Source organism: Ruegeria sp. BC5, from assembly GCF_056539205.1.
Window position 1 is genome coordinate 1,600,671 of sequence record NZ_JBQFUN010000001.1, and the last position, 23,678, is coordinate 1,624,348.

Annotated in this window: 19 protein-coding genes and 1 tRNA gene; 7 read left to right on the top strand and 13 right to left on the bottom strand. The window is 55.7% G+C overall.

The window, feature by feature from the left end; all coding sequences use genetic code 11:
• Positions 1–3: 3 nt before the first annotated feature.
• Positions 4–384: a hypothetical protein gene (locus tag ACR0LY_RS08040; protein ID WP_170349334.1), complete on the bottom strand. Its 381-nt coding sequence runs from the start codon at positions 382–384 to the stop codon at positions 4–6.
• A 152-nt stretch (positions 385–536) separates the two neighbouring features.
• Between ACR0LY_RS08040 and ACR0LY_RS08045 the strand changes: the two genes are divergently transcribed.
• Both ACR0LY_RS08045 and ACR0LY_RS08050 read left to right on the top strand, forming a co-directional pair.
• The gene (locus ACR0LY_RS08045; RefSeq protein WP_170347783.1) at positions 537–1,610 is read left to right on the top strand and encodes an NAD(P)/FAD-dependent oxidoreductase; all 1,074 of its coding nucleotides are present in this window, start codon (positions 537–539) and stop codon (positions 1,608–1,610) included.
• Positions 1,607–2,260, top strand: coding sequence for a DUF938 domain-containing protein (locus tag ACR0LY_RS08050; RefSeq protein ID WP_170347782.1), 654 nt, complete (start codon positions 1,607–1,609; stop codon positions 2,258–2,260). The genes ACR0LY_RS08045 and ACR0LY_RS08050 overlap by 4 nt, the downstream gene beginning before the upstream one ends.
• 42 nt (positions 2,261–2,302) lie before the next feature.
• Here ACR0LY_RS08050 and ACR0LY_RS08055 read toward each other — a convergent pair whose 3' ends face one another.
• From ACR0LY_RS08055 to ACR0LY_RS08075, 5 genes are all read right to left on the bottom strand, one after another.
• Positions 2,303–4,810, bottom strand: a complete 2,508-nt coding sequence (locus tag ACR0LY_RS08055) for a GcvT family protein (RefSeq protein ID WP_170347781.1) — start codon at positions 4,808–4,810, stop codon at positions 2,303–2,305.
• Between the two features lie 136 nt (positions 4,811–4,946).
• Positions 4,947–6,203, bottom strand: coding sequence for a hypothetical protein (locus tag ACR0LY_RS08060; protein ID WP_170349332.1), 1,257 nt, complete (start codon positions 6,201–6,203; stop codon positions 4,947–4,949).
• An 84-nt stretch (positions 6,204–6,287) separates the two neighbouring features.
• Complete coding sequence (locus ACR0LY_RS08065) at positions 6,288–7,709, bottom strand: FAD-binding oxidoreductase (protein WP_170347780.1); 1,422 nt, start codon at positions 7,707–7,709, stop codon at positions 6,288–6,290.
• Positions 7,710–7,721: 12 nt separating this feature from the next.
• A complete protein-coding gene (gene ggt, locus ACR0LY_RS08070) occupies positions 7,722–9,515 on the bottom strand; it encodes a gamma-glutamyltransferase (RefSeq protein ID WP_170347779.1) in 1,794 nt (597 codons plus the stop codon).
• Positions 9,516–9,554: 39 nt separating this feature from the next.
• Positions 9,555–10,541 carry a 2-hydroxyacid dehydrogenase gene (locus ACR0LY_RS08075; protein ID WP_170349330.1) on the bottom strand — a complete coding sequence of 329 codons (987 nt, stop codon included), beginning with the start codon at positions 10,539–10,541 and terminating at the stop codon, positions 9,555–9,557.
• Between the two features lie 170 nt (positions 10,542–10,711).
• On the opposite strand from ACR0LY_RS08075, the gene ACR0LY_RS08080 reads away from it, so the two are divergent.
• Positions 10,712–11,200, top strand: coding sequence for an SH3 domain-containing protein (locus tag ACR0LY_RS08080; RefSeq protein WP_425081164.1), 489 nt, complete (start codon positions 10,712–10,714; stop codon positions 11,198–11,200).
• Positions 11,201–11,227: 27 nt separating this feature from the next.
• Here the strand turns inward: ACR0LY_RS08080 and ACR0LY_RS08085 are convergent, their stop codons facing one another.
• Positions 11,228–11,734, bottom strand: a complete 507-nt coding sequence (locus tag ACR0LY_RS08085) for a ferritin (protein ID WP_170347778.1) — start codon at positions 11,732–11,734, stop codon at positions 11,228–11,230.
• 430 nt (positions 11,735–12,164) lie between these two features.
• Between ACR0LY_RS08085 and ACR0LY_RS08090 the strand changes: the two genes are divergently transcribed.
• Positions 12,165–12,239, top strand: a tRNA-Gln gene (locus ACR0LY_RS08090).
• Positions 12,240–12,387: 148 nt separating this feature from the next.
• On the opposite strand, the gene ACR0LY_RS08095 is transcribed toward ACR0LY_RS08090, so the two are convergent.
• Positions 12,388–14,100 carry an adenylate/guanylate cyclase domain-containing protein gene (locus ACR0LY_RS08095; protein WP_170347777.1) on the bottom strand — a complete coding sequence of 571 codons (1,713 nt, stop codon included), beginning with the start codon at positions 14,098–14,100 and terminating at the stop codon, positions 12,388–12,390.
• A 939-nt stretch (positions 14,101–15,039) separates the two neighbouring features.
• Here ACR0LY_RS08095 and ACR0LY_RS08100 point away from each other — a divergent pair.
• Positions 15,040–17,538, top strand: a complete 2,499-nt coding sequence (locus ACR0LY_RS08100; protein ID WP_170347776.1) for an arylsulfatase — start codon at positions 15,040–15,042, stop codon at positions 17,536–17,538.
• Between the two features lie 185 nt (positions 17,539–17,723).
• On the opposite strand, the gene ACR0LY_RS08105 is transcribed toward ACR0LY_RS08100, so the two are convergent.
• From ACR0LY_RS08105 to ACR0LY_RS08125, 5 genes are read right to left on the bottom strand one after another with little or no spacing between them, the layout of a single operon-like run.
• Positions 17,724–17,897 (bottom strand): hypothetical protein, encoded by a 174-nt coding sequence (locus ACR0LY_RS08105; protein WP_170347775.1) that lies wholly within the window; start codon positions 17,895–17,897, stop codon positions 17,724–17,726.
• Positions 17,894–18,787: an integrase gene (locus ACR0LY_RS08110; RefSeq protein WP_254440160.1), complete on the bottom strand. Its 894-nt coding sequence runs from the start codon at positions 18,785–18,787 to the stop codon at positions 17,894–17,896. Before ACR0LY_RS08110 ends, ACR0LY_RS08105 begins: the two co-directional genes overlap by 4 nt.
• A complete protein-coding gene (locus tag ACR0LY_RS08115) occupies positions 18,784–19,197 on the bottom strand; it encodes a DUF6538 domain-containing protein (RefSeq protein ID WP_254440159.1) in 414 nt (137 codons plus the stop codon). The genes ACR0LY_RS08110 and ACR0LY_RS08115 overlap by 4 nt, the downstream gene beginning before the upstream one ends.
• Positions 19,198–19,233: 36 nt before the next feature.
• Positions 19,234–19,425 (bottom strand): hypothetical protein, encoded by a 192-nt coding sequence (locus ACR0LY_RS08120; RefSeq protein ID WP_170347774.1) that lies wholly within the window; start codon positions 19,423–19,425, stop codon positions 19,234–19,236.
• The gene (locus ACR0LY_RS08125; RefSeq protein ID WP_170347773.1) at positions 19,418–19,591 is read right to left on the bottom strand and encodes a hypothetical protein; all 174 of its coding nucleotides are present in this window, start codon (positions 19,589–19,591) and stop codon (positions 19,418–19,420) included. The genes ACR0LY_RS08120 and ACR0LY_RS08125 overlap by 8 nt, the downstream gene beginning before the upstream one ends.
• Before the next feature lie 257 nt (positions 19,592–19,848).
• Between ACR0LY_RS08125 and ACR0LY_RS08130 the strand changes: the two genes are divergently transcribed.
• Together ACR0LY_RS08130 and ACR0LY_RS08135 are read left to right on the top strand one after the other, a co-directional pair.
• The gene (locus tag ACR0LY_RS08130; RefSeq protein WP_170347772.1) at positions 19,849–21,231 is read left to right on the top strand and encodes an amidase family protein; all 1,383 of its coding nucleotides are present in this window, start codon (positions 19,849–19,851) and stop codon (positions 21,229–21,231) included.
• A gap of 249 nt (positions 21,232–21,480) precedes the next feature.
• Positions 21,481–23,391 (top strand): DUF3604 domain-containing protein, encoded by a 1,911-nt coding sequence (locus tag ACR0LY_RS08135; RefSeq protein WP_480640731.1) that lies wholly within the window; start codon positions 21,481–21,483, stop codon positions 23,389–23,391.
• Positions 23,392–23,678 lie beyond the last annotated feature (287 nt).

Genomic DNA, 23,678 nt, shown 5'->3' on the forward strand with positions numbered 1-23,678 from the left:
ATTCTAATGCTCCTGCTGCGCGGTGGGTTCGGTGGGTTGGGCCGGTGCGGGGCCTTCGGGGCGTTGATTGCCCAAAGATCGGATTGCATCCGCAATAGCTCTGAGTGGAGCGGCCACATCGGGGAACTGGAACCCAGCCACCAGAATGGCGGCGACCCAGAACAACCCGTTATGGGTGAACAGCGCCAGCAAGGCCAGTATCCCGACCAACTGGAACTGAGGGTGGTTGGATTCGTGCGCTATCTTTTCGGGGATCGAATGCAGGGTGAAATATCCAACCCCGATCAGAACAATCACCAAAACGGTAAACACAAACATGAACGTTAAAAGAAAATCACTGCCGTCCGCCTGGGTCACGTAGGACGGAATATGCCCCGTGGCCATCGGGTGTAGATCTGCGGTACTCACCCTGCCCTCCTGTTATTGCTTGTTACTTCTTTGGATGGGTTGATGCGCAAATTCAAGCCTGCTTAGAGTTCCAGGCAGGTTAGGACGATCGGTTTCGCCATAATAGGTACGCGGTGAAAAGGGGACATATGATTGATTTTCTTGTCATAGGCGGCGGTATCGCCGGTCTGAGCGCCGGGGCACGCCTGTCATATCACGGTCGGGTAACTGTGCTCGAGGCTGAGGATGCGTTGGGCTATCACGCGTCTGGCCGGTCCGCCGCGTTGTTCGAGGAAAACTATGGTCCGCCCTCCGTCGTTGCGCTGAACAGGGCCAGTGCCGCGTTTATGCGAGCTGAAAACGGCGGGTATCTGACGCCCCGCGATCTGATGTTGGTTGGTCGTAAGGATCAGGCCGAAATCTTTGAACGGGACGTCCAGGATCTGAATATGCAGGTGATCCAAACGGCGCAGGCGCTGGCACGTGTGCCAATCCTGAACCCCGACACTCTTGGGTTCGCAGCGCTCAGCAGTGGGGCATTTGATATCGACACGGACCGGTTGCTGCAGGATTTCGCCCGCACCATTCGCGGCAATGGCGGTGACGTGGTGACCAAGGCCAAGGTCACCGCCATTCGCAAGGATGGGCGCTGGGTCGTCGAGGCTGGGGAAGTCTTTGAAGCCCGCATCCTGATCAATGCTGCCGGCCCTTGGGTTGACGAGATCGCCGTGATGGCGGGGATTGCACCAATCGGAATAATTCCGAAACGCAGGTCGATGGCGCGGCTGCCTGCCCCCGGCGGGCATGACCTGAGCGGCTGGCCGATGATGTTGGGCGCGGGTGAGACATGGTATGCCAAGCCCGATGCAGGCAAACTGTTGGTTTCCCCGTGCGAGGCCGACCCCGTACCACCGCAGGATGCCTACACCGATGACATGGTGTTGGCTGAGGGGCTGGCCCGGTACGAAGAGATGGTGACCGAACCCGTCACCCGGGTTGAGGTAAACTGGGCAGGGCTACGCAGCTTCGCGCCGGATGGAACTTTGGTATTGGGGCCCGATCCGTCTGATCCGTCCTTTGTCTGGTCTGCGGGTCAGGGGGGCTATGGGTTCCAGACCTCTCCGGCGGCTTCGCAACTGGTTGCTGATCTGACAACCGGCGCGACATCTGAACTGGACCCTGAAATCATTGCTGCCCTCAGCCCGAAAAGGTTGCGTCGATGAGCAAAAGAACCCTCCCCTCCAACGCCAGCGTTGCCACCGAAGGTCAGGACGGGCGGCTTGTCGCCCCTGCCGCGACCCGCAATGCCGAAGCTTTGTGTGACCTACTGGCTCAATGGACCCCCAAGGCAGGCCGGGCGCTGGAAATTGCCAGCGGCACCGGCCAGCATGTCAGCGCATTCGCCCAGTGCCTGCCAAACCTCATCTGGCAACCGACCGAAGTCGAGGTCGAGCGGATAACCAGCATCAAAGCCTATGCTGCCGATCTGCCCAACGTTGTGGACGCAGTGGCTTTGGACGCCACAGCGCAAGGTTGGCACACCGAGTTCGTCGGTCAGGACCTGATCGTCCTGATCAATCTGGTGCATCTGATCAGCTGGCCGGAAACACAAATGCTGGTGACCGAAACCGCGCAGGCGTTGGCCCCCAAGGGGCGGTTTATCCTGTACGGACCATTCAAACGTTCGGGGCAATTGACCAGCGATGGCGACCAACGCTTTCACGATGCTCTGGTCCAGCAAGACGCTGAGATCGGGTATAAAAATGATGAAGACATTGCCGCGTTGATGCGCGCCCAGAACCTGACCGTCGTCGGGATGGTCGAGATGCCTGCGAACAATCTGGCCTTTATCGCAGAAAAGCCCGGCCAATAGTAAAACAGGCGGCACCTTCGCGCCGCCTGTTCTCTGTCCGGGTTAACCGTCCTTGCGGATGGTTTCGTTTTTCGGATCGTAGGGGCTGTCGCAGGTCACGACCGCATCCCAAAGCTTGTCCTGAATTTTGACCTTCAGCTTGGTGCCTTCGACTGCCATTTCAGGTTTCACGTAGCCCATACCGATGGATTTTTCGAACGCCACCGAGTAGCCGCCTGAAGTCAGACGGCCCACACGCTCGCCTTCTGGCGTGTACAGCGCCTCGCGGCCCCACGGGTCGGCATCGTCCGGTCCGTCGATCAACAAAGTGCAGCACTTCACACGCACGCCGGTTTCTTCCAGCTTGGCCTTGCCGTGGAAGTCCTTTGACAGGTCGACAAAACGCGGCAGGTCAGCTTCCAGCGGGGTCGCGTCGCGGCCCAGTTCGGTTCCAAAGGCGCGATAGGATTTCTCCTGACGCAACCAGTTCTGGGCGCGCGCGCCAACCAGCTTCATACCGTGCTTCTCACCCGCTTTTTCCAGCAAGTCGAACAGGTAGTTCTGCATCTCGATCGGGTGGTGCAGTTCCCAGCCCAGTTCACCGGTATAGGCCACTCGGATCGCGTTGACCGGGCACATGCCCAGTTCGATCTGACGGGCCGACAGCCACGGGAAACGCTTGTTGGACAGCGCGGTTTCCGGATCGGCGTCCTTGATGACCTCTTTCAGAACGTCACGCGACTTGGGTCCGGCGATGGCAAAAACGCCCCACTGCGTGGTCACGTCCTGGATTTCGATATAGCCGAACTCATCCATCTTGTCCTCAGCCGCCTTACGCAGATAGTCGGCGTCATACTCGGTCCAGGCGCCGGCTGAAACGATGTAATAGTTATTCTCGCCATTGCGGACGATGGTGTATTCGGTTCGGGTGGTGCCATGCGAGGTCAGCGCGTAGGTCAGGTTGATACGACCAACTTTGGGCAGCTTGTTGCAGGTGAACCAGTCCAGAAACTGGGTAGCACCGGGGCCTTTGACGACATGCTTGGTAAACGCGGACGCGTCGACCAGACCCACGCCTTCACGGATCGCTTTGGCCTCTTCGACGGCGTATTGCCACCAGCCACCACGACGGAACGAACGGCTTTCCTTATCAAAGTTATCTGGCGCATCGGTGGGACCGAAGTAGTTCGGACGTTCCCATCCGTTAACCCAACCGAACTGCGCGCCGCGTGCTTTCTGACGGTCGTAGGCCGGAACAGTCCGCAGCGGACGGCAGGCTTCACGCTCTTCATCCGGGTGGTGCAGGATGTAGACGTGCTCATAGCATTCTTCGTTCTTGCGGGCCGCGAACTCGGTGGTCATCCAGTTACTGCTGTAGCGTTTGGGGTCCAGCGAGGCCATGTCGATCTCGGCTTCGCCATCCACCATCATCTGTGCCAGATAGTAGCCGGTGCCGCCTGCAGCCGTGATACCAAAGCTGAAACCCTCAGCCAGCCACATGTTGCGTAGGCCCGGAGCCGGACCAACCAGTGGGTTGCCGTCGGGGGTATAGCAGATCGGGCCGTTGAAATCGTCTTTCAGACCAGACTCGGCGCAGGACGGCACGCGTTCGGCCATCGCCATGTACTGATCAGCAATCCGGTCCAGATCCAGCGGGAACAGGTCCGCGCGAAAACTGTCCGGAACGCCGTGTTCGAACTGCGCAGGCGCGCCGTGTTCGTAAATACCCAGAATCCAGCCGCCACGTTCCTCGCGGGCGTAAGATTCGTTGTCAGCATCACGGACAACAGGGTGTTCGGGGTTGCCAGCTTCGCGCCATTTGACCAGCTCGGGGTCTTTGTCCATGACGATAAAGGTGTGCTCGACCGGGATCGCAGGCATTTTGATGCCCAGCATCTTGGCCGTGCGCTGCGCGTGGTTTCCGGAAGCGGTGACGACATGCTCGGCGGTGATAACAACCTGCTCATCCGAAGGAATGAGGTTGCCGCCCTTCTCGACCATCTTAGTGCAGGTGACTTCCCAGTGGGTACCGTTCCAGTGGAACGCATCGGCTTGCATCTTGCGGACGATATCGACGCCGCGTTGACGGGCGCCTTTGGCCATCGCCTGCGTCACGTCGGCCGGGTTAATGTAACCATCTTCAGTGTGGTAGATCGCACCCTTCAGGTCCGACGTCTCGATCAGCGGCCAGCGTTCCTTGATCTGGTCCGGGGTCAGCCATTCATATGCAACGTCGCAGGTCTCGGCGGTGGACGCATACAGCATGTATTCGTCCATACGTTCTTGCGTTTGGGCCATGCGCAGGTTGCCGACCACAGCAAACCCTGCGTTCAGACCGGTTTCTTCCTCAAGCGTCTTGTAGAAGTCGACCGAGTACTTGTGGATGTGAGTTGTCGCGTAGGACATGTTGAACAACGGCAGCAGGCCAGCGGCGTGCCAGGTCGAGCCGGACGTCAGCTCATCCCGTTCAATCAACATCACATCATCCCAACCCGCTTTGGCCAGATGATAGGCAATCGAGGTCCCAACGGCGCCGCCGCCAACAACCAATGCTTTGACTTGGGTTTTCATAACCGGGCGTCTCCCCTTGAATTCAGTTGACACCATATGGCGCATTTGAAGCACCCGGCGCGACATTCATCCGACCAGTGAGAGAAAAAAAACGACCCGCTACCGTAAACAGACTGCGGAATCATCGTGATTGGCGTTATTGCCCCGAGGCTGAACACCGCTTGATGCTGCCAACCTGCGCGCAGGACGTCCCTAACCCGCCCTTATGCACGCGCACTGGTTGCGAGGTTTTTTTCGGGGCCGGTTTCACTGCCGTATCCTTGTACTTGGGCGCGGCAAAGGCTGGCAGCTTGTTTTTCAGCCTGTTGAAAAACCCCGATCCTTTGGCCTGGTCCTCTTCTGCCAAAGCCGCCTGGCGCTGATCAGAGTCCAACAGCAGTTTTTGCGCCCGACCATATCCGATTTGCAGGATGTCCTGATTTTCGAATACCTCACCCCCGGTAATATCCATGATGCCATCGCTGTTGAAATCCGACGCCGTCATCGAATTGACCATCATCGCCGTGACATCCAGATTCTTGAGCTTTTCATCGGTGATCTTTTCCTGAACCAACTGCATTTCCTTATACAGCTGATCCATCTTTTCGGCGACCTCTGGCTGGCGGTCTTGCTGGACCGAAACACCCTGCCCCACCACAAGCGACGGATAAGTCAGTAAAGTGTTAAGGGCGGCATAATCGACGGCCTCCAAAAGCTCTAGAATCGTGGCGTCATCGGCATTAGTGCCCATCCGGATCACAACCTCTTCGTCAATCCCGATCCGCCCGATGATCCTGCGATAATCCACCGCTTCGGTGGGATTGGTCAGGTCCTGAGTGATTTCCATGAATGCGACACCGTCAATCACCGCAAAACCCTGTTTGATCGCGGTATGCGACATGAAATTTTGCTGCCGCGAAAGGGCCATGCCCGCCAGCGAGTTACGCGCCGATTTAGGTTTGAGGCTGATGTCGAACCAGACGACCTCATCACCTTTGGCATATACCAGCCCGGTTTCGCTCAGCTTGCGCGCGATCCCTTTCTTGCCGCCTTTCACCAGACGCATCAGTTCAGCCGTACCAGATACCGAACTGATCAGGGGGATCGGGGCATAATTCGAAAGCACCGTATCGACGGGCGCGCTGTCCATCTGGGTCAGCTCAAATTGTGCCCATCCGGCGCTGGCTGCTGGCAGATAAGACTTGGCCCCGGCTTTCCAGCGTTTTTTCCGGTTACGTTCGACGGCTTTGGCCTCACGCTCTTCCTGTTGTTGCGCAAAACGGTGCTTGATCGATTCGACATAACCACTGACGGACAAAGTGCCTTCGTGCTTTTTGCCCTGTTGGTAATAATCAAGGCCCGCAATAGTCGATATTACGACCACCATAAAACCAAAAATCCGCAAAATGCCCATCTGAGATTCCAAAATCAATCGCTGCTCATTTTTGCGAAAGATAGAATGGAATTTGGGCAGCCTTGTGGCTTTCAGCCCGAAATTTTAACGATGGTCGAAATCTGCATTCGACAGGATTTTCCCCGGGTTCATGATGTTGTCCGGGTCGAGTGCTTTTTTGATTGCATCCATATAGCTGACCGCCGCGCCCAGTTCCTTGATCAGATAGGGTCGCTTGCCCTGCCCGATTCCATGCTCACCGGTACACGTGCCCTCCATCGAGATGGCCAGATCGTTCAGCCAACCGACAAACCCATCCGCCCGCGCCACCTCATCGGCGTTGTCCATGTCGATCAACAGCAGAGTGTGAAAATTCCCGTCCCCCACATGCCCCACGATCGGTGCCATCAGGTCCAGTTCCTTGGCCTTGTCCCGGGTCGTGGTGACGCATTCCGCCAGGCGCGAGATCGGAACGCAGACATCGGTGGAAATCCCCCGCGCACCGGGGCGCAATTGCAGACTGGCCCAGTACATATCATGCCGGGCCTGCCACAGCTTGTTGCGCTCTTCCGTTGTTGAGGTGGCGGCGAAATCCATAACACCGAACTCGTCGGCGATCTGACCAAAGGTTTCGGCCTGCTCCACCGCGCCGGATTCCGATCCGTGGAATTCCAACAGCAGCAAAGGCGTTTCCGGCAGGTTAAGCCCAGAATAGGCGTTGGCTGCCTTGACTGACAGTTCGTCCAACAGCTCGATCCGGGCCACGGGCACGCCGTATTGGATCGTCATCATCACCGCCTGACAGGCCGCATCAACTGTTGGAAAGGAGCACCGGGCCGAGGTGATCGCCTCGGGGATGCCCTGCAGGCGCAGGGTGAGTTCGGTGATTATGCCCAGCGTGCCCTCGGCCCCAATCAGCAAGCGGGTCAGGTCATACCCGGCCGAGGATTTCCGCGCCCTGTGGCCGGTGCGGATGATCTGACCATCAGGCATGACCGCTTCAAGGCTTAGGATATTGTCCTTCATCGTGCCATAGCGCACCGCGTTGGTGCCCGAGGCCCGCGTTGCCGCCATCCCGCCCAGCGATGCATTGGCACCGGGGTCAATGGGAAAGAACAGGCCCTGATCGCGCAGATGGGTATTCAGGTCTTCTCGCGTCACCCCTGGTTGCACGACGCAATCCAGATCACCTGCATGCACGGCCAACACCTGATCCATCTGGCCCAGGTCGACCGAGATTCCACCCGCCGGGGCGTTCACATGCCCTTCCAGCGATGTGCCGGTGCCAAAGGCGATCACCGGCACCTTGTGCTGGGCACAGGTTTTGACAATCTCGGATACTTCCGCGGTCGAACGGGGGAAAACCACCGCGTCCGGAACCTGATTGTTGATCCAGGTCGTCGTGTGGCCATGCTGTTCTCGGACCGTCTCGCCAGTTTGCAGGCGATCACCAAACCTCTGCTTTAAAATACTGACAGCCGTTTCAATCCCGGCCTCGTTTCGCGGCAACGCTGCTGCCTGCACCATGTAATTTTCCTTTTATTCGCCCAGCGCAATGCCTTCGCGGCGCGGATCGGCACCGCCGGTCAGGACCTCTCCGATTTCGATCGCATGCAGGCCCGACGTCAGATCGCGCGGGTTCACCTCGAACCCCAATTCGATCAGCTGGTCCGAGAACCCTTCGGCCGCGGTGCCCAGCTCTACATCATAGGTGCCAAAGCGATTAACCAGATGCGGCAGTGACAACGCCTGTTGCACATCCATATCCCAATCAGCCCAGGCGATAATCGACTTGGCGACATAGCCAATGATACGGCTTCCACCCGGTGATCCGATGGCCAATACCGGTTTGCCATCTTGCATGACTATCGTCGGGCTCATCGAAGAACGAGGCCGCTTGCCGGGCTCTAACCGGTTAGCAATCGGAACACCATCGCTGTGGGTTTTGAACGAGAAATCGGTCAACTCGTTATTCAGCAGGAACCCGTTGGTCATCAACCGTGAGCCGAACCCGTTTTCAATCGTCGTGGTCATCGACAGCACATTGCCATATTGGTCGACAATCGAGATATGCGAGGTCGAGGGCAACTCGAGCGAAACATCATCCGCCCAGTTCGACGCGTGATCGAACTCTGGATTGCCCGGGGTCGCTTCGATCAACGCGCCCTCGCCGCCCAGCAGTTGCCCGCGTTCAGACAGATAGGAGGGATCGACCAGACCCTGCGTGGGCATCGGTACATAGTCGTGATCGGCCATGTAACGGCCGCGATCCGCAAAGGCCAAACGCGACGCATCGCCGATCAACCGCCAAGCATTCGCATCCTCGGGGCCCATCGCGGTCAGATCATACCCGTCTAGCATGCCAAGGATCTGACCGACCGTCAGCGCCCCGGATGAGGGCGGCCCCATGCCGCAAACCTCATAAACACGATAGGCAGCGCAGACCGGTTCGCGTTCAATCACCTGATACAGCGCCAGATCTACGCCGGACAGAACTCCGGGATTTCCGGGCGCTCCGCGCACCGTGCTGACGATGCCGGCGGCGATTTCACCGCCGTAGAACCCGGCCGACCCTTCACTGGCCAAAACACGCAACGTGTTCGCATAGTCCGGGTTCATCAGGCGCTGACCTTGCTGCAAAGGCGTACCACCGGGCAGGAAGTATTCAGCCGTCACAGGAAAACGCGATAACCTCTCAGCATCTGCCTCGACCAAAGTTGCCAATCGCGGAGATACAAGGAACCCTTCATCCGCCAGCGTGATGCCATCCTGAAACAGGCTAGGCCACGGGCTGCGACCCCAACGCCGGTGCGCCTCTTCCAGCAACGCTGGCGTACCGGGCGTACCGACTGACAGCCCCCCCACCACGGCATCGTAGAATTGCAAGGGCTCACCATTCTCATCGTGGAATAGGCGGTGGTTCGCTTCCAGCGGAGCCGTCTCGCGCCCATCCAGCGTGGTCAACTTGCCAGTTGCCGCGTCGTACCAAACCAGAAACGCGCCGCCGCCAAGGCCCGAGGATTGAGGCTCGACCAACCCCAGCACGACCTGCACCGCGACCATGGCATCCGCCGCAGACCCTCCGGCCCGCAGAACCTTGGCTCCGGCCTCAACGGCCAACGGGTTCGCCGCAGCAACCATCCAGTTCTGCGAAGTCACGGGCTGACCGGCCAACTTCGCCTCAAGCGAGGCAATCACTTCGTCGGTCAGGCCCTGAACCTGCCCGTCCGAGGCACCCTCGGGTGCTACCGCATCCGCTGTTTCCTGCGCAAAGGACGCCCCGCCAATGGTCAACGCCGTCACAAACAATCCTGAAATCAGATTTCGTCGCATCGTATCCTCCTGAAAAATTGTTCCTTCGGCGCGGCTGCGTCACAACATGGATGGCACAACCTGATCCGGCGGGCGATGCCCGTCTTCGAAGGTCTTGATATTAATAATAACTTTTTCACCCATCTCGATCCGCCCTTCCAACGTGGCCGATCCCATATGAGGCAGCAAAACAACATTGGGCAATTGCCGCAAACGCGGGTTTACCTGGGTGCCATGTTCGTAAACATCCAACCCTGCGCCTGCAATATCACCCGATCGGATCAGACGCGTCAGCGCATTCTCGTCAATCACTTCACCCCGAGAGGTGTTGATGACAACCGCCGAGGGCTTCAGCAACTTTAACCGACGCGCGTTCATCAGATGAAAGGTCGACGGGGTCGACGGGCAATGAATTGAAAGAACATCCATCCGAGCGACCATCTGGTCTAGGCTTTCCCAATAGGTGGCTTCCAACTCGTCTTCGACCTCAGGGCGTAGGCGACGACGATTGTGGTAATGCACCTGCATTCCAAAGACACGGGCACGGCGGGCCACGGCCTGGCCGATCCGACCCATGCCCAGAATGCCAAGGCGACGTCCACCGATCCGCCCACCCAACAGTGCGGTCGGCGCCCAGCCGGTCCAATCCCCCCGTTGCATCACACCAACGCCCTCGGGAAAACGCCGCGTGACCGCAAGGATCAATGCCATGGTCATATCGGCCGTATCGTCTGTCAGCACACCGGGGGTGTTGGAAACAAGAATGCCCCTCTGTCGCGCCGTCGACACATCAATATTGTCGACACCGGCCCCGTAATTGGCGATCAAGCGCAGGTTTTCGCCCGCCTGCCCCAGCAAACCGCCATCAATTGTGTCGGTCACCGTTGGAACAAGGACATCTGCACTCTGAACTGCTGCGACCAGCTCTTCGCGCGACATGGGGGTGTCATCCTCGCGCAGCTGGACGTCGAACAACTCGCTCAGTCTGGTTTCCACTGCCTCGGGCAACCGTCGCGTTACAACAACACTCAGACGTTCTCTTGGCACTTTCGCCCTCCCATCGCTTTGCAAACCTTCGCGCGCCATGGCATCGTGGCGCAGGATAAGGCGGGGCACAAGAACCCCAACGCATTGAGACGACCTTTTTTCGGAACCAAATCAACAGGCACAAGAGCAGGCAGTCAGTGAGTGGTTTTCTATCGGTAAAACGCCGCCTTCTGGTGGTTTTGTCCGTATTTCTGTTTGTGCTGGGCACTTTGGCTGCCAGCGCACAGGATGCCCGCGGCCCTGTGACCAACCTGCCATTGCCAAGATATGTTTCGATGAAAGCCGCCGAGGGCAATGTTCGGCGTGGTCCTTCGTTAACACATCGAATCGACTGGGTGTTCAAACGGCGCGGCATGCCGCTGCAAATCACGGCTGAATACGGCAATTGGCGCAAGGTTCAGGACCGTGACGGTGCCGGCGGGTGGGTTCACTATGCCCTACTGTCCGGTGTGCGGACCGTATTGATCGAATCCGAAATGCTGCCTGTCTATGCCAGCCCCGACCCAAATGCGCAGATCAGTGCCCAATTCGAATCCGGGGTGGTGGCGCGCCTAGGCAGTTGCAGCCTGGACTGGTGCCAAATTTCTGCTGGCGGTTACCGCGGCTGGGCCCGGAAATCGAGCCTATGGGGAGTCGACCCCTCTGAAATCCGCGAGTAACGGGGGCGACCGCAGCCGTCCCGTCGCCTATTCCGTAGCCTGGGTGGGTCGCGTGCCCATATCCTTGTCCAACAGCAACAGGTTCCACCGATCGCCATTGGCCGCCTTGGTCTTGTCGAGAATCTTGCCAAACAAGTCTTCTTCTTCGTTCTGTTCGGCCAAAAACCAGTTCAGCATGTTTTGCGTGCTGTATTCCTTGACCCCGTGCGCCAGTTCAAACAGCGCATTGATCTGACCTGTGACCTTTTCTTCATTGGCAAGCGCATATTCCAGTGCCTCGACCGGCGAGTCATAGTCCATCTTGGGTGTGTCGATACCCTCCAGCTCGATTCTCCCACCACGCTGCGCCAAAAAATCGAAGATACGCATGGCATGTGTTTGTTCTTCATCCGAGTGGCCGCGGAACCACTGCGCGAATCCTGGCAGGTCCTGCGATTCAAAATATGCGGCCATGGCAAGGTAGATATAGGATGCCTGAAGCTCACTGTTGATCTGACGGTTCAGTGCTTCTGCGACATTCGGGTTCAGCTTCATCTTCGTCTCCTGTAACGCGGGATACCAGTGCATTTGCATTGCTACGTATTTTCTAGAAATCCTGCAACCTGATTGGTTGTTTTTATAATTTAATTTCAATATTTTAGACGCCATTTTCTGCGAATGAAAGGCGTTTGCAATTCCGGGGTGAATTTCCGGGTCAATGTGTTTCCCAGCTTCAAAATGCTGCTCAGAGCGTGGGTGAAAGACCCGCCGCCCCTCGGACAGAAAGGCCGTGTTCGACGGTTTCTGACCTTTCCCATTGGCTTTGTGACCAATAAATCCTTTTCCAGATAGGCAATCCATGACCGGAATTTTCGCCAATTTGAACCGTCGGGAGCGTGGCAAAAGAATTTTGCTCCAAGTCAGTTTTTTTCACTCGAAAGCCCTTGAACCCTCCAACCAACAATCGTAGACAGCGCCTCACCGTTGGGGTGTAGCCAAGTGGTAAGGCAGCGGTTTTTGGTACCGTGTATCGTAGGTTCGAATCCTACCACCCCAGCCAGTTCATCGGAACATGGAACAGCGGCAGGCACTTGGGGTTAAACCCTCCGAGAAATGCCCCCGTTTGTGCCCCAGTGGTTTCGGGTGCTCTGACGTCCTCTGACCTCGCCAATTAAAGTTCAAGCGTTCATGACAACGCGACTGATTACTTATTGTGGTAAACCTGCTTTTAACCAACCCTCACGCCAATTGTTTGCACAAGATGGAACAGTGAATATTGGTAATTGAGTCTGTGCCGAGGTTACGGTCAGCCCTGGGCGCAACGCCTGAAGATCCGCAACCGCTTCGCGAGCCGCATCATCGTCGGTGAGGTGTCCTAGAGCAGCAATCAGCATGAGATGACTCATTACGAAGTTTGAACGCACAGATAAGGCATCTCGGCAAGCCTTAACCGATTCCTCGTAGCGCCCAAGATGAAAGAGTGCGCTTGCCTGAGCAATGTAAGCAGCATGGCGCAACGGATCGTGCGGGCTCAGGTCGACAGACTGAATCGCGTGACTTAGTGCCTCCTCCGGCCGATCAAGAAGAAAAAGGTTGATGGATGCCAGCATGTGAACTGTTGCTGCGTTTGGGTTTTGCTCGAGAGCTTGTTTGAAAGCAACGCGCGCGCGTGGCAAGTCCCGCGCCAGCATTGAGATTGAATGCGCAGCATACGCCAGCGCGATCCCGTCTGCACGATCACTCAGCAGTACCCGCTCGGCTGCCTTTACGGCCTCTTTCGCCCCTTCGCCAATAGGCTCAAGCCCTTGAACCATTCGTTGAATATGCAACCAAGCCAACAAACCTGATGCGGTCGCATAGTCTGGGTCACGATCCAATGCGAGGGTCGTCAAACGTATGGCCTCTCGGTTGTCTTCATCCGTTAAAAGATGGAAATGCGACTGCGCTCGAAGGTAAAGTTCGTAAGCTTCCAAATTATCAGTAGGTTTTGCGCGCGCACGGTTGGTTTCGGCGTGCCTTAGAGATGGCTCAATCGCCGTTACGACCTCCAGCGTGACTTTGTCTTGAAGGTCGAAAATATCATCAAGCACGCCGTCGAAGCGATCTGCCCAGAGATGGCTGCCGTTTTCCGCATCAATCAACTGCCCCGTAATGCGGACGCGTTGACCAGCTCGTCTGACTGAACCCTCGAGAACATAGCGCACTCCCAGTATGCGACCGACTTCGCGTATATCCGTGTTTTTGCCTTTGAAAGTGAAGGACGAATTTCGGGCCACAACCATCAGCCAGCGGAAACGAGACAATTCTGTGATGATGTCTTCGGTGATGCCGTCCGCAAAGAATTCCTGTTCGGGATCACCAGACATATTGTCGAATGGAAGCACTGCAATCCCAGGTCTGACATCTGTCGTTGGTGACAGATTGGCTGAAGTGCCCTTGGGCCAGCACCAAACACCGATGCGGCGCGTGATGTTTTTGAGTTCTGTCTGCTCGCCGCCGTCGAATTTGGACGCGTCGCCTCGGTCAAGACTGTTGTGAGACGTGTCCGATATCAAAACCTGACCCGGCTCGGCCATAGCTTCGAGACGAGCAGCGACATTTATTCCATCACCAAAAATGTCATCACCTTCGGTGACAACCTCGCCGGTATGGATGCCAATTCGAAGCTTGATATTGTCTGGTTTCTGCGCCGACTGTATTGCTATGGCGCAATCTGCAGCGTCTGATGTGGACTTAAACTCGGCGATCCAACCATCGCCCAAGCTTTTGATCATTGTCCCGCCATGGGCTTTCAGCATCAATTGGAGCGTATCTTCACGGAATGATCTGAGCGCACTAATCGTACCTTCACGGTCATGATCCATCAGTGCTGAGTAGCCGACAATGTCCGCCGCAAGCACTGTGGTAAGACGTCTGTCCATTCGTTCCCCCGTTTTAAGGAACTTAACGCGACACTCAACTTCTGTCAGCCCGACAAGGTCGCCTTTGGGGTCAGCGTTCGAAATCCCGAGGTGCTCCCAAACCCCGTTCCACGCTGATGCTCGCCCCAGATGCGGTCGATCAAGGCGGCGACCTCTAGGTGATCCGACTAACGGTAAACGTCGATCGGTCGCGAGTGCCATGGTTCCTCTATCTCCCCCATAACCTCCTCTTCCCTCTATGTATTATGGATCAGGAACGAGGATACCAGGTTCTCTCTATCCTCCGGTTTCTATTCATTACTTATACCTATTCCCCACCCCCATAGAACTCCTGCTAGAGGTTAGGAAAGATGAGAGGTCAGAGGGTTTCAGAACACCCGAAACCACTGGGGCATAAACGGGGGCATTTCTCGACGAGTTCAGCTCCAAGTGCCTGTCGTCGTTCCATGTTCTGAAGAGCTGGCTGGGGTGGTAGGAATCCTTGCCAACCGATGAAACCTAAGAGCTTTTCCAATCGGTGGGCGAAACTGGGGCGGTTCCGGGGGCATTTCGGGAGGGAACACGGGACATGCCTGACTGCTAGAGAAGTCGTTAACCCGTGCCGACAAGTGCTGACGAGACCGCTAGATAACCGTTCACTGGCGCTGACTGGACCGCTGACGACTGGTTCCGGGTGCTGACGGGTGGTCGCTGGTGCTAGCTGGTTGGGGCTGTTGAGTGGCGGAGCGCTCGTTCAATCCAAGTGCTGCGAACGACTGGTCTGAGCCCATAGCGGTCGCAAAAAAAATTTTCGTGCCAAGGAAATCTAGTGCTACACATAGAACATTCTTGAATATGAATATCACTACGGGATTTGGTCTAGCGCGGCTCTAAAACCCGAAACCGACGGAAATAAGGTTGACCGCAATCCCGTGTGTCAATGTGGAGGGAGGGTTAGAAATGCCTGCAACCAATAGATTGAAGCTAACTGTAGCAGTATTGGTCTCATTCGTTTCCACTACCGAAATGGCGCTATCCCAATCGCAAGTGGGCTCTCCAGACGGAACCACCACAATTGATGGCAGGCAATTGCCTCCGGAACCTCCGGTGTTTGGGGGAAAAATTGAGGAGCAAGCGACCAATTCAACCCCTTGGTGGCCGCCGCGTGTCGTGCCACCTGAGAACGCGCCAAATATCCTCCTCATCATGTTGGATGATGCTGGGTATGGTATTCCTAGTACTTTTGGCGGCGTCATCCCGACTGATACGATGGATGAATTGGCAAAAGAGGGTTTGAGTTTTACGAATATCTATTCGACGGCACTTTGTTCACCGACCAGGGCAGCCTTGATGACAGGCCGCAATCATCACTCGGTCGGGTTCGGAGTGATTTCAGAATCTTCGACCGGGTATCCCGGCTACAACAGTATTATTCCAGACAACAAAGCCACTATCGGGAGGATACTTTCAGACAATGGCTACGCCACTTCATGGTTTGGAAAAAACCATAACACCCCAGCATTTGCAGCGAGCCAGGCTGGTCCATTTGACAAATGGCCGACTGGTTTAGGTTTCGAGTACTTTTTTGGGTTTGTTGGTGGAGACGCGAACCAATGGCAGCCGAACCTATATCGAAACACCACCCCGATTTACCCGTTTGAAGGTGATCCTGAGTGGAACCTGATCACCGGAATGGCCGACGATGCGATTGACCACATTTCGCGGTTGCACCAAATCGAGCCAAGTAAGCCTTTCTTTGTCAAGTATGTGCCCGGTGCAACGCACGCGCCGCACCACCCGACCAAAGAGTGGGTCGAGAAGATCGAGGCGATGAACCTGTTTGATGGCGGGTACGAAGCACTTAGGCAGACAATTTTTGAGAATCAGAAAAAGTTGGGGCTTGTCCCGCAAGATGCAACGCTGTCGCCTTGGCCTGCAGACAAAATCAAGCCGTGGGATAAATTGACGGACGACGAGAAAAAACTCTTCGTTCGACAGGTAGAGGTTTTCGCCGCCTATGCGGCCTATACCGACCATGAGATAGGTCGCGTCATCGACGCAATTGATGACCTCGGAAAACGCGACAACACGCTGATCTTCTACATCAACGGTGACAATGGCACCTCGGCTGAGGGCGGGCCGATGGGGACACCGAACGAGGTGGCTTGGTTCAACGGTATCGCAGAGATGCCTGCAAAAACGCAGTTGCAGTGGTACGATGTTTGGGGAACCGAAGAGACTTACAACCACATGTCGGCAGGATGGTCCTGGGCTTTTGATACTCCGTTCGATTACTTCAAGCAGAATGCAAACAGGCTTGGCGGCATCCGACAGAACATGGTGGTGTCATGGCCTGACGGAATCGCAGACAAAGGTGGTCAGCGAGATCAGTTCATGCATGTAATCGACGTCGTGCCGACGATCCTAGAAGTCACCGGAATTGATGCACCGTTGGAAGTCGACGGGATTGTTCAATCTCCAATTGAAGGCACCAGCTTTGCATATACTTTCGATGAGAAAAACAAGGATGCACCGAGCCGTCACCGAACTCAGTACTTTGAAATGATGGGACAATGGGCTTTGTATCACGAAGGTTGGTTACTGAGCACCAAAGTAAACCGGATGCCATGGGAAACGCCGAAGACGCCCAACCCTGACCCTTTGAACAATCAAGTGCTCGAGCTTTACGATCTAACCACCGATATGAATCAAAGAAATGATCTGGCGGCGCAGCACCCAGAGAAGATCGAAGAACTGAAGGCTATATTTATAGAAGAAGCAAATAAGTATCAGGTCTTCCCGATGGATGCCTCGGTAACGTCCAGAATTTCATTGCCTCGGCCAAGCATTGCGGCGGGACGAAACGAGTTCGTTTATGTCCGGCCAATGACTGGGGTTCCTCAGGGAGATTCCCCAAGTATTCTTAACAGCTCGTACACCATTACAGCAGAGATAGATGTGCCCGAAGGTGGTGCTGAAGGCATGATTTTGACATCAGGCGGCCGCTTTGCCGGTTATGGTTTCTACCTACTTGATGGCAAGCCAGTCTTTCTCTGGAATATGTTGAATCTCGAACGGATCAAATGGGAAGGCAAAGAAGCCTTGGCACCCGGAAAGCACACTCTGGAGTTTGACTTCAAATATGACGGCCTCGGACCAGAAACCCTCGCATATGGAAGCACCAGTGGTTTAGGTCAGGGTGGCACCGGGACGCTGAAAGTCGATGGCGAAGTCGTAGCAACCCAAAAGATGAAGAACACTATTCCCACCACCCTTCAGTGGGACGAGGCGTTTGACATAGGTTCTGATACATTGACTGGCGTTAACGACGACGACTACCAACCACCGTTCCCACTAACCGCGAAACTGGAAAAGCTAACGATAAAAATCGACCGGCCCCAGTTGAGTCAAGCCGACATTCAAAAGCTCGAAGACGCGATGCAAAGAGCAAGCGACTAGTTGGCTCAGAGGGTCGAAAGGTTGCCTACTTGCTTGAGTCGGCAGCGGAAAACCGGATGGTATATTTGTCCGCTTCGTCCGCAGAACGGTCATTCAGCCAACCCTCAACCAACGCCCGCTCCTGAAAAAAGAAAACAAAGTGAGCTTCCCCCGGCAACCCGCTTAGGGCCGCCGAGGGTTAGTTGTCAGGGTGGCCTTCGGTGGACGACATAGTCAGCCAGCCACTGCCAGTAGGCTTCCGCATCCCAGAACCCTTGAGCCCGAGCCGCCAGATTTTCCGCTGCCTTACGGGTGCAGCCGCCATCGTATTCGGCAATTGCTGCTCGCTCCTCGAACGCTTCAATGTCCGGGAAAGTCATGTCGGGAGTTGGATCTGATCGACGATCGACCGACGCTGCTCATCACTGATGCCAGCCGAGTAGATGCCATAGGTGATCCCGTTCTCTGACCGTGCCGATTGGTGGCCAACCAGAGATGCCGTGAAAGGCTCAAGAACACCTGTTCGCTCGCACTGGGTGATGAACCACTTGCGGGTCGAGTGAAACACCAGTCCCGGTCGTTCCAAGTCCAACCTTCGTCTCAGTCTCGCAAACCCCTTGGTGACATGCGCCACGGTCAGGTCAGGAAACAGAGGGCCATGGCTAGGCAACTGCCGGAACGTCTCATCCAGCGCCGGGTGAACCGGAACCAACCGTTCGGCAGCGTCGGTCTTCAGCAGTCGCAGTTCATTGGGTTGAACATGAAAGAAGCAACCGAGGTTGCCCTTGGTCACGAGGTCTTCCCGGAGCAGCCCGACCGCTTCCCCCGCGCGCATTCCTGATAGTAGACAGGTCAGCAGAACCGGATGCAGGTCGCGGTCCTTGGCTCCCAGCAACCGCGACACTTCATCGTCAGTCGGAACTGCATAGGGTTGAGGACGTATCTTCCGGGCGAACAGAACGGTTCGGAAGGGGTTAACTTCCAGATGCCCCTCATAAACAACCCAGTCGAGGAAGTGATTGACCTGCGACCAGATACGCCGCTGGGTTCTGGCCGTTATGGTTACCGACCCACGAGACGAGTACGCGACCAGTTGGTCCAGGGTCAGCCCACAGGTTCGTTCCGACTTGCCGATCATCGGAGACAGTTGGGCTATTGCGGACAGGAAGTCCCGCCCGTCATCCCGTGTCGGGCTGCAAACAGACTGGCCACCAAAGCGACTAGTGAATACCCGACAGAGTATCGGATCGATTTGAACCCGCTGGGTCATAGTTCGTTACTGCGCTTGTTCAGATAGGCCCGGCTCAGGTCACGAACCGGCACTTTCACCGGCGATGATGGCCTGATGAACTTAGACCGCTCGAGATTGCATCCAGAGTCCTCCAGAGTGGCCCGGAGACGGACGAGAGACGACTCCGGTTGATCGATCCAATCAGGAACGTCAGCGGTGTTCTCCGGTGCAGAGAGGACGTCTTCTGCCTGCGACCGAACTTGTTCCACCAGCGTCTCGAACCGCGCATTGACTTCGGCGGCTCGGACACGGGCGGTGTTACGATCTCCGGTCTTGAGGCTCTGCATCAACGCCTGAGTGCCCAGCGCGAGAGCAACGTCAACGGGATAGTTGCGTCTATACAGCCACGTATAGCCCTTCAGATAGGCATAGCGAATATGAGCAGACATAGGTCTCCTCCTTTCAGATTTAGGATTGGGATGGGTTCAGGTGTCTGAGACGATCCGCAGGATCATCTCGAGGGCTGGTTCGCCGTAAGAACCAGCCAGTGGGCCGGTGACAGCAAAGCCGGTCACGCAGTCTTCAAACACCTCATCCACGCGGAACAGATGTTCAGGAACGTCATCGAAGGCCCGGACGACCACGACGTCGCCGGGGTTTAGCTCCAGTTCAGTCATCGTCGCCTCCATGTCTCCACGTCCAGAGAACCGCCAGCAGAACCAGCGCCGAGACAGCGGGATGAGACCGAGCAACCACCCAGAGCATCGTCGTCAGGACAGCCTTGGGCGGTGGGTGCAAAAGAAAACCCCCAACGAGAACGCCGAGGGCAGACAGGTACTTCATGGATCAAACTCCTGCAGTTGCTTCTTTATTTAGATGCAGGAAGTTGCTCGGTTTTTAGGGGAGCGGATATTCAAGCATTCTGGACGAGTTTCCGTCAGGCGAACGAAGTTGCCGTTTGCAGCATTCGCAAAAACCTAGCCCATTCTATGAAGCATCTACGCGTTTGAGTGAATTCCCGTCGAACAGTTTGGTGCTGACCGGAGAATCGACGAATATAAACTTCAGACGCATTCATAACTTTGGTACGTATTCAGCAGATGTCCGGCTCTATTGTTGAAAAAGCAAATCAGGTTCGCAGCGGATCGCTCTCGGCGGTTTCGCTCGTCGAGCAGGCGTTTGATGAGATGGCTTCCAACAGTGAAATCAACGCTTTCATTTCATATGACCGGGACAAGGCCTTGGCAGACGCGAGGCGGGTGGATCTGTTGATTGGCTCTGGCGGCAACACCGGGCGATTGGCGGGTATACCGCTCGCTATCAAGGACAATATCGATGTTGAAGGGTATCGGACCACAGCAGGCACCCCGAGTATCAATTATGTTGCCTCGAAGTCGGCCCCGATTGTCTCCCGCCTGACATCCGAGGGTGCAATTGTTATTGGCAAAGCGAACATGCACGAACTTGCCTTTGGGGTGACGTCTAACAACGCAGCGTTTGGTGCCGTTCGAAACCCCGCCGATCTTACCCGCATCCCGGGCGGGTCATCAGGTGGAACCGCTGCAGCGATTGCGTCCGGGATCGTTTTGGGTGGGCTCGGAACCGATACCGCGGGTTCGATCAGGGTTCCCGCCGCACTGACAGGCGTGGCTGGGTTTCGACCCTCGACGTCGCTGATAGATATGAACGGCATTGTCCCTTCTGTCCCGACGTTTGACGTTGCAGGCCCCATGGCGACAACCGTTGGAGACGTTGCGTATCTGTTTTCAATTATGACTCATCAAACAATGCCTGAACCTCGTGACCTGCGAGGTCTGCGCCTGGGTTTAGTAAAAGACTACATGGTGAACCTTTCGCCCCATGTGTCTCGCGCTGTCAGCGATGCTTTCGCAAAACTCGAACAGGCTGGCGTTACCCTGATCGAAGTCGAAATATCGCCGATAAGCGCGGCATCTTTCGAAGTGGGGTTCTCCGCTGGTTTTTACGAAATGAAAAATGCAATGGCTGCTTGTCTGGCGCAAAAGCAACCAAACACAACATTGCAGGACATGGTCGACAAGATCGCTAGCAAGGACGTCAAGAACACGTATGTCAATTCGGTCTTGGGTGACGACGCGCCATCAGAGACTACTTATCGTGAGGCAATCGCCAGGATTGATGGGATCAGACAGATTTATCTAAGGCTGTTTGAGGAATTTGGACTCGATGCCCTGATCTTTCCGACTGCACCACTTGAAGCCCCCCCAATTGAGGGATCTGATGCGGCCGTTTTCCTGAACGGTGAATATGTGCCTATATTGCCTGTTTTCATGCGAAACGTTGCTGCAACCGGGGTCTATGGTGCTCCGGGAATATCAATCCCCCTGAGTGCATCAGAAAGGGATCATCTACCTGTGGGGTTGGAACTTGACGGGCGCCCGGAGGCTGACCTCGATCTGCTTAGTATTGCGAAAGCGGTTGAAGCTGCTCTGTTGAGTGCCTAAGATTTTGGAGAACAGAAAACGTGTTCGTAACCTTGTACCCACCCACTTAACATCCTTGATGATCTGTTATTCGCTCCTCAGCAAAGACGCAAAAGGGCTCACACCGGTCAACCGACGCTTTCTATCGGGCTTGTGGTCTGTCCCGACATGACCAGCGCCGGCTGTGCGGACTTAGCAAACCTTCAAACTCAGTCGAAATAACTTCCCGAGCAGAGTTATGCTATGGTGCCTTCAATTATGGAGGAAAAATTGTTTCGCTATGTTTTGCCGGCAGCTCTCATTCTGGGGAGCCCAGTCCTAGCTCAGGATGCAATAAATCCGTCAGGCCTTTCAGGCCCTTCCGGTCGACCTTATTCACCTTACGCCGAACGTGCGTATCCAACTCAAGTCTATTTTGGTGACACTCACGTTCACACTGGTCTTTCCGGGGATGCTGGTGGGGGCGGTACGCGCCTCATGCCTCATGATGCCTATCGGTTTGCGCATGGCGAAGAAGTTGTGTCGAACACGGGGCAACCTGTAAAGTTGTCGAGGCCTCTCGATTTCTTCATAATTACAGATCATTCGGATGCTATGGGTGCGATTACCGATATCATCGGAGGTGCTCCCAATATCTTGGCAGATGAGCAAGGCAGATATTTCCATGAAGAATTCAATAAGGGCGGAGAAGCCGCTCTAGCGACTGCGCTTGAGCTTACAGCCGCGTTTGCGCAAGGACAGGTTTCCCCTGCGCTAAACTATCAACCAGGCAACCCTGCGTATGCCCGTGTTTGGGACGAAATTATCGATGCCGCGGAAGAGTACAATGATCCGGGCGTGTTCAGCACCTTTATTGCCTATGAATGGACATCTCTCGTCGCAGGGAACAATTTGCACCGAAATGTGATCTTTCGCGATGGCCCTGAGCTCACAAGACAGATACTGCCTTATACAACAACGCCACCTGTGGGCTCACCTAACCCTCGTGATCTTTGGAAGTGGTTGGAGAACTATGAACAAACGACAGGCGGGCGTGTTCTTGCTATTCCACATAATGGGAACTTGTCTAACGGCTGGATGTTCCCGTTAGTCGATGACTTCGCGGATGGTGTGCCGTTAGACCCCGCATACGCAGAAGCGCGAAACAAATGGGAAAGACTATACGAACCAACGCAGATTAAGGGAGATGGTGAGGCCCACCCGTTCCTATCACCTGACGATGAATTTGCTGACTTCGAAACATGGGATTACGGCAATCTGGATGCTTCGGTTCCGAAAGAGCCAGAAATGTTGCCCGGTGAATACGCTCGATCCGGGTTACTTCGAGGCTTATCTTTGGAAAAGGCTTTGGGAGTAAACCCTTTCAAGTTTGGCCTGGGTGGGGCTAGTGACACACACACAGGTTTAACGGCTCCAGATAACGACAATTTCTTCGGGAAGTTTACCGGTTACGAGCCCAGCGAAGAGCGCAGCCAACATGTCAGTAAGACCTATGCTGACGGGACTGTTGCGCTGCTTTCGTCGCAATACATTACTGGCGGTCTAACCGCAGTATGGGCGCAGGAGAATTCCCGAGAAGCCATTTGGGATGCGATGCATCGGCGAGAAACCTACGCAACTACAGGACCTCGAATGCGCGTCCGTATGTTCGGAGGATACTCTTTTGCCGAAGAAGATGCGTTACGGCGCGACTTGGCGCTTGTGGGATACAGCAAAGGGGTGCCGATGGGTGGTGATCTTGACCCTGGTGAAGGCACACCTTCCTTTCTGGTATATGCGCTTCGTGATCCGATGGGAGCAAACCTGGATCGAATCCAGATCATAAAGGGCTGGTTAGATGCAGATGGAGAGCAACGGGAAAAAGTCTACGACGTGGCCTGGTCTGGTTCCCGCGAACCAGATGCCGTTGGCAAGTTGCCGTCAGTAGGCACCACAGTGGACCTCTCTATCCCCTCGTGGACCAACACAATTGGAGCCTCTGAGCTGGGAACTGTGTGGGAAGACCCGGATTTCGATCCCTCGGAAAGCGCATTTTATTATGCCCGGGTTATTGAAATTCCGACCCCTCGCTGGACGGCGTATGATGCAGTGAAGTTCGGAATAGACATGCCGGATGGCGTCCAATTAACAACACAGGAACGGGCCTACACTTCGCCGATTTGGTACTCGCCACAACAATAGTTCGATTTACGATGTCGGTCGGGTATGGGCTCGTTGCGGACGTTGACAGCAATCCGCTCGAACGATCGCCCCAGCGCCACCAAAGCCCACCCAACCGCCAGCACCAGCGACTACCCGTCAGCACCCGGAACCAGTCGTCAGCGGTCCAGTCAGCGCCAGTGAACGGTCGATCTAGCGGTCTCGTCAGCAATTGTCGGCACGGGTTAACGACCTCTCTAGCGGTCAGGCATGCCCCGTGTTCCCTCCCGAAATGCCCCGGAACCGCCCCAGTTTCGGCCGCCGGTTGG

Excerpts from the sequence above, each read along its gene's own strand:
- ACR0LY_RS08125 (WP_170347773.1), bottom strand. The coding sequence starts at position 19,591 with ATGAAGTACCTGTCTGCCCTCGGCGTTCTCGTTGGGGGTTTTCTTTTG.
- ACR0LY_RS08060 (WP_170349332.1), bottom strand. The coding sequence starts at position 6,203 with ATGGGCATTTTGCGGATTTTTGGTTTTATGGTGGTCGTAATATCGACT.
- ACR0LY_RS08130 (WP_170347772.1), top strand. The coding sequence starts at position 19,849 with ATGTCCGGCTCTATTGTTGAAAAAGCAAATCAGGTTCGCAGCGGATCG.
- ACR0LY_RS08095 (WP_170347777.1), bottom strand. The coding sequence starts at position 14,100 with ATGGACAGACGTCTTACCACAGTGCTTGCGGCGGACATTGTCGGCTAC.
- ACR0LY_RS08065 (WP_170347780.1), bottom strand. The coding sequence starts at position 7,709 with ATGGTGCAGGCAGCAGCGTTGCCGCGAAACGAGGCCGGGATTGAAACG.
- ggt (WP_170347779.1), bottom strand. The coding sequence starts at position 9,515 with ATGCGACGAAATCTGATTTCAGGATTGTTTGTGACGGCGTTGACCATT.
- ACR0LY_RS08120 (WP_170347774.1), bottom strand. The coding sequence starts at position 19,425 with ATGACTGAACTGGAGCTAAACCCCGGCGACGTCGTGGTCGTCCGGGCC.
- ACR0LY_RS08100 (WP_170347776.1), top strand. The coding sequence starts at position 15,040 with ATGCCTGCAACCAATAGATTGAAGCTAACTGTAGCAGTATTGGTCTCA.
- ACR0LY_RS08115 (WP_254440159.1), bottom strand. The coding sequence starts at position 19,197 with ATGTCTGCTCATATTCGCTATGCCTATCTGAAGGGCTATACGTGGCTG.
- ACR0LY_RS08045 (WP_170347783.1), top strand. The coding sequence starts at position 537 with ATGATTGATTTTCTTGTCATAGGCGGCGGTATCGCCGGTCTGAGCGCC.
- ACR0LY_RS08050 (WP_170347782.1), top strand. The coding sequence starts at position 1,607 with ATGAGCAAAAGAACCCTCCCCTCCAACGCCAGCGTTGCCACCGAAGGT.
- ACR0LY_RS08055 (WP_170347781.1), bottom strand. The coding sequence starts at position 4,810 with ATGAAAACCCAAGTCAAAGCATTGGTTGTTGGCGGCGGCGCCGTTGGG.
- ACR0LY_RS08085 (WP_170347778.1), bottom strand. The coding sequence starts at position 11,734 with ATGAAGCTGAACCCGAATGTCGCAGAAGCACTGAACCGTCAGATCAAC.
- ACR0LY_RS08040 (WP_170349334.1), bottom strand. The coding sequence starts at position 384 with ATGGCCACGGGGCATATTCCGTCCTACGTGACCCAGGCGGACGGCAGT.
- ACR0LY_RS08105 (WP_170347775.1), bottom strand. The coding sequence starts at position 17,897 with ATGACTTTCCCGGACATTGAAGCGTTCGAGGAGCGAGCAGCAATTGCC.
- ACR0LY_RS08110 (WP_254440160.1), bottom strand. The coding sequence starts at position 18,787 with ATGACCCAGCGGGTTCAAATCGATCCGATACTCTGTCGGGTATTCACT.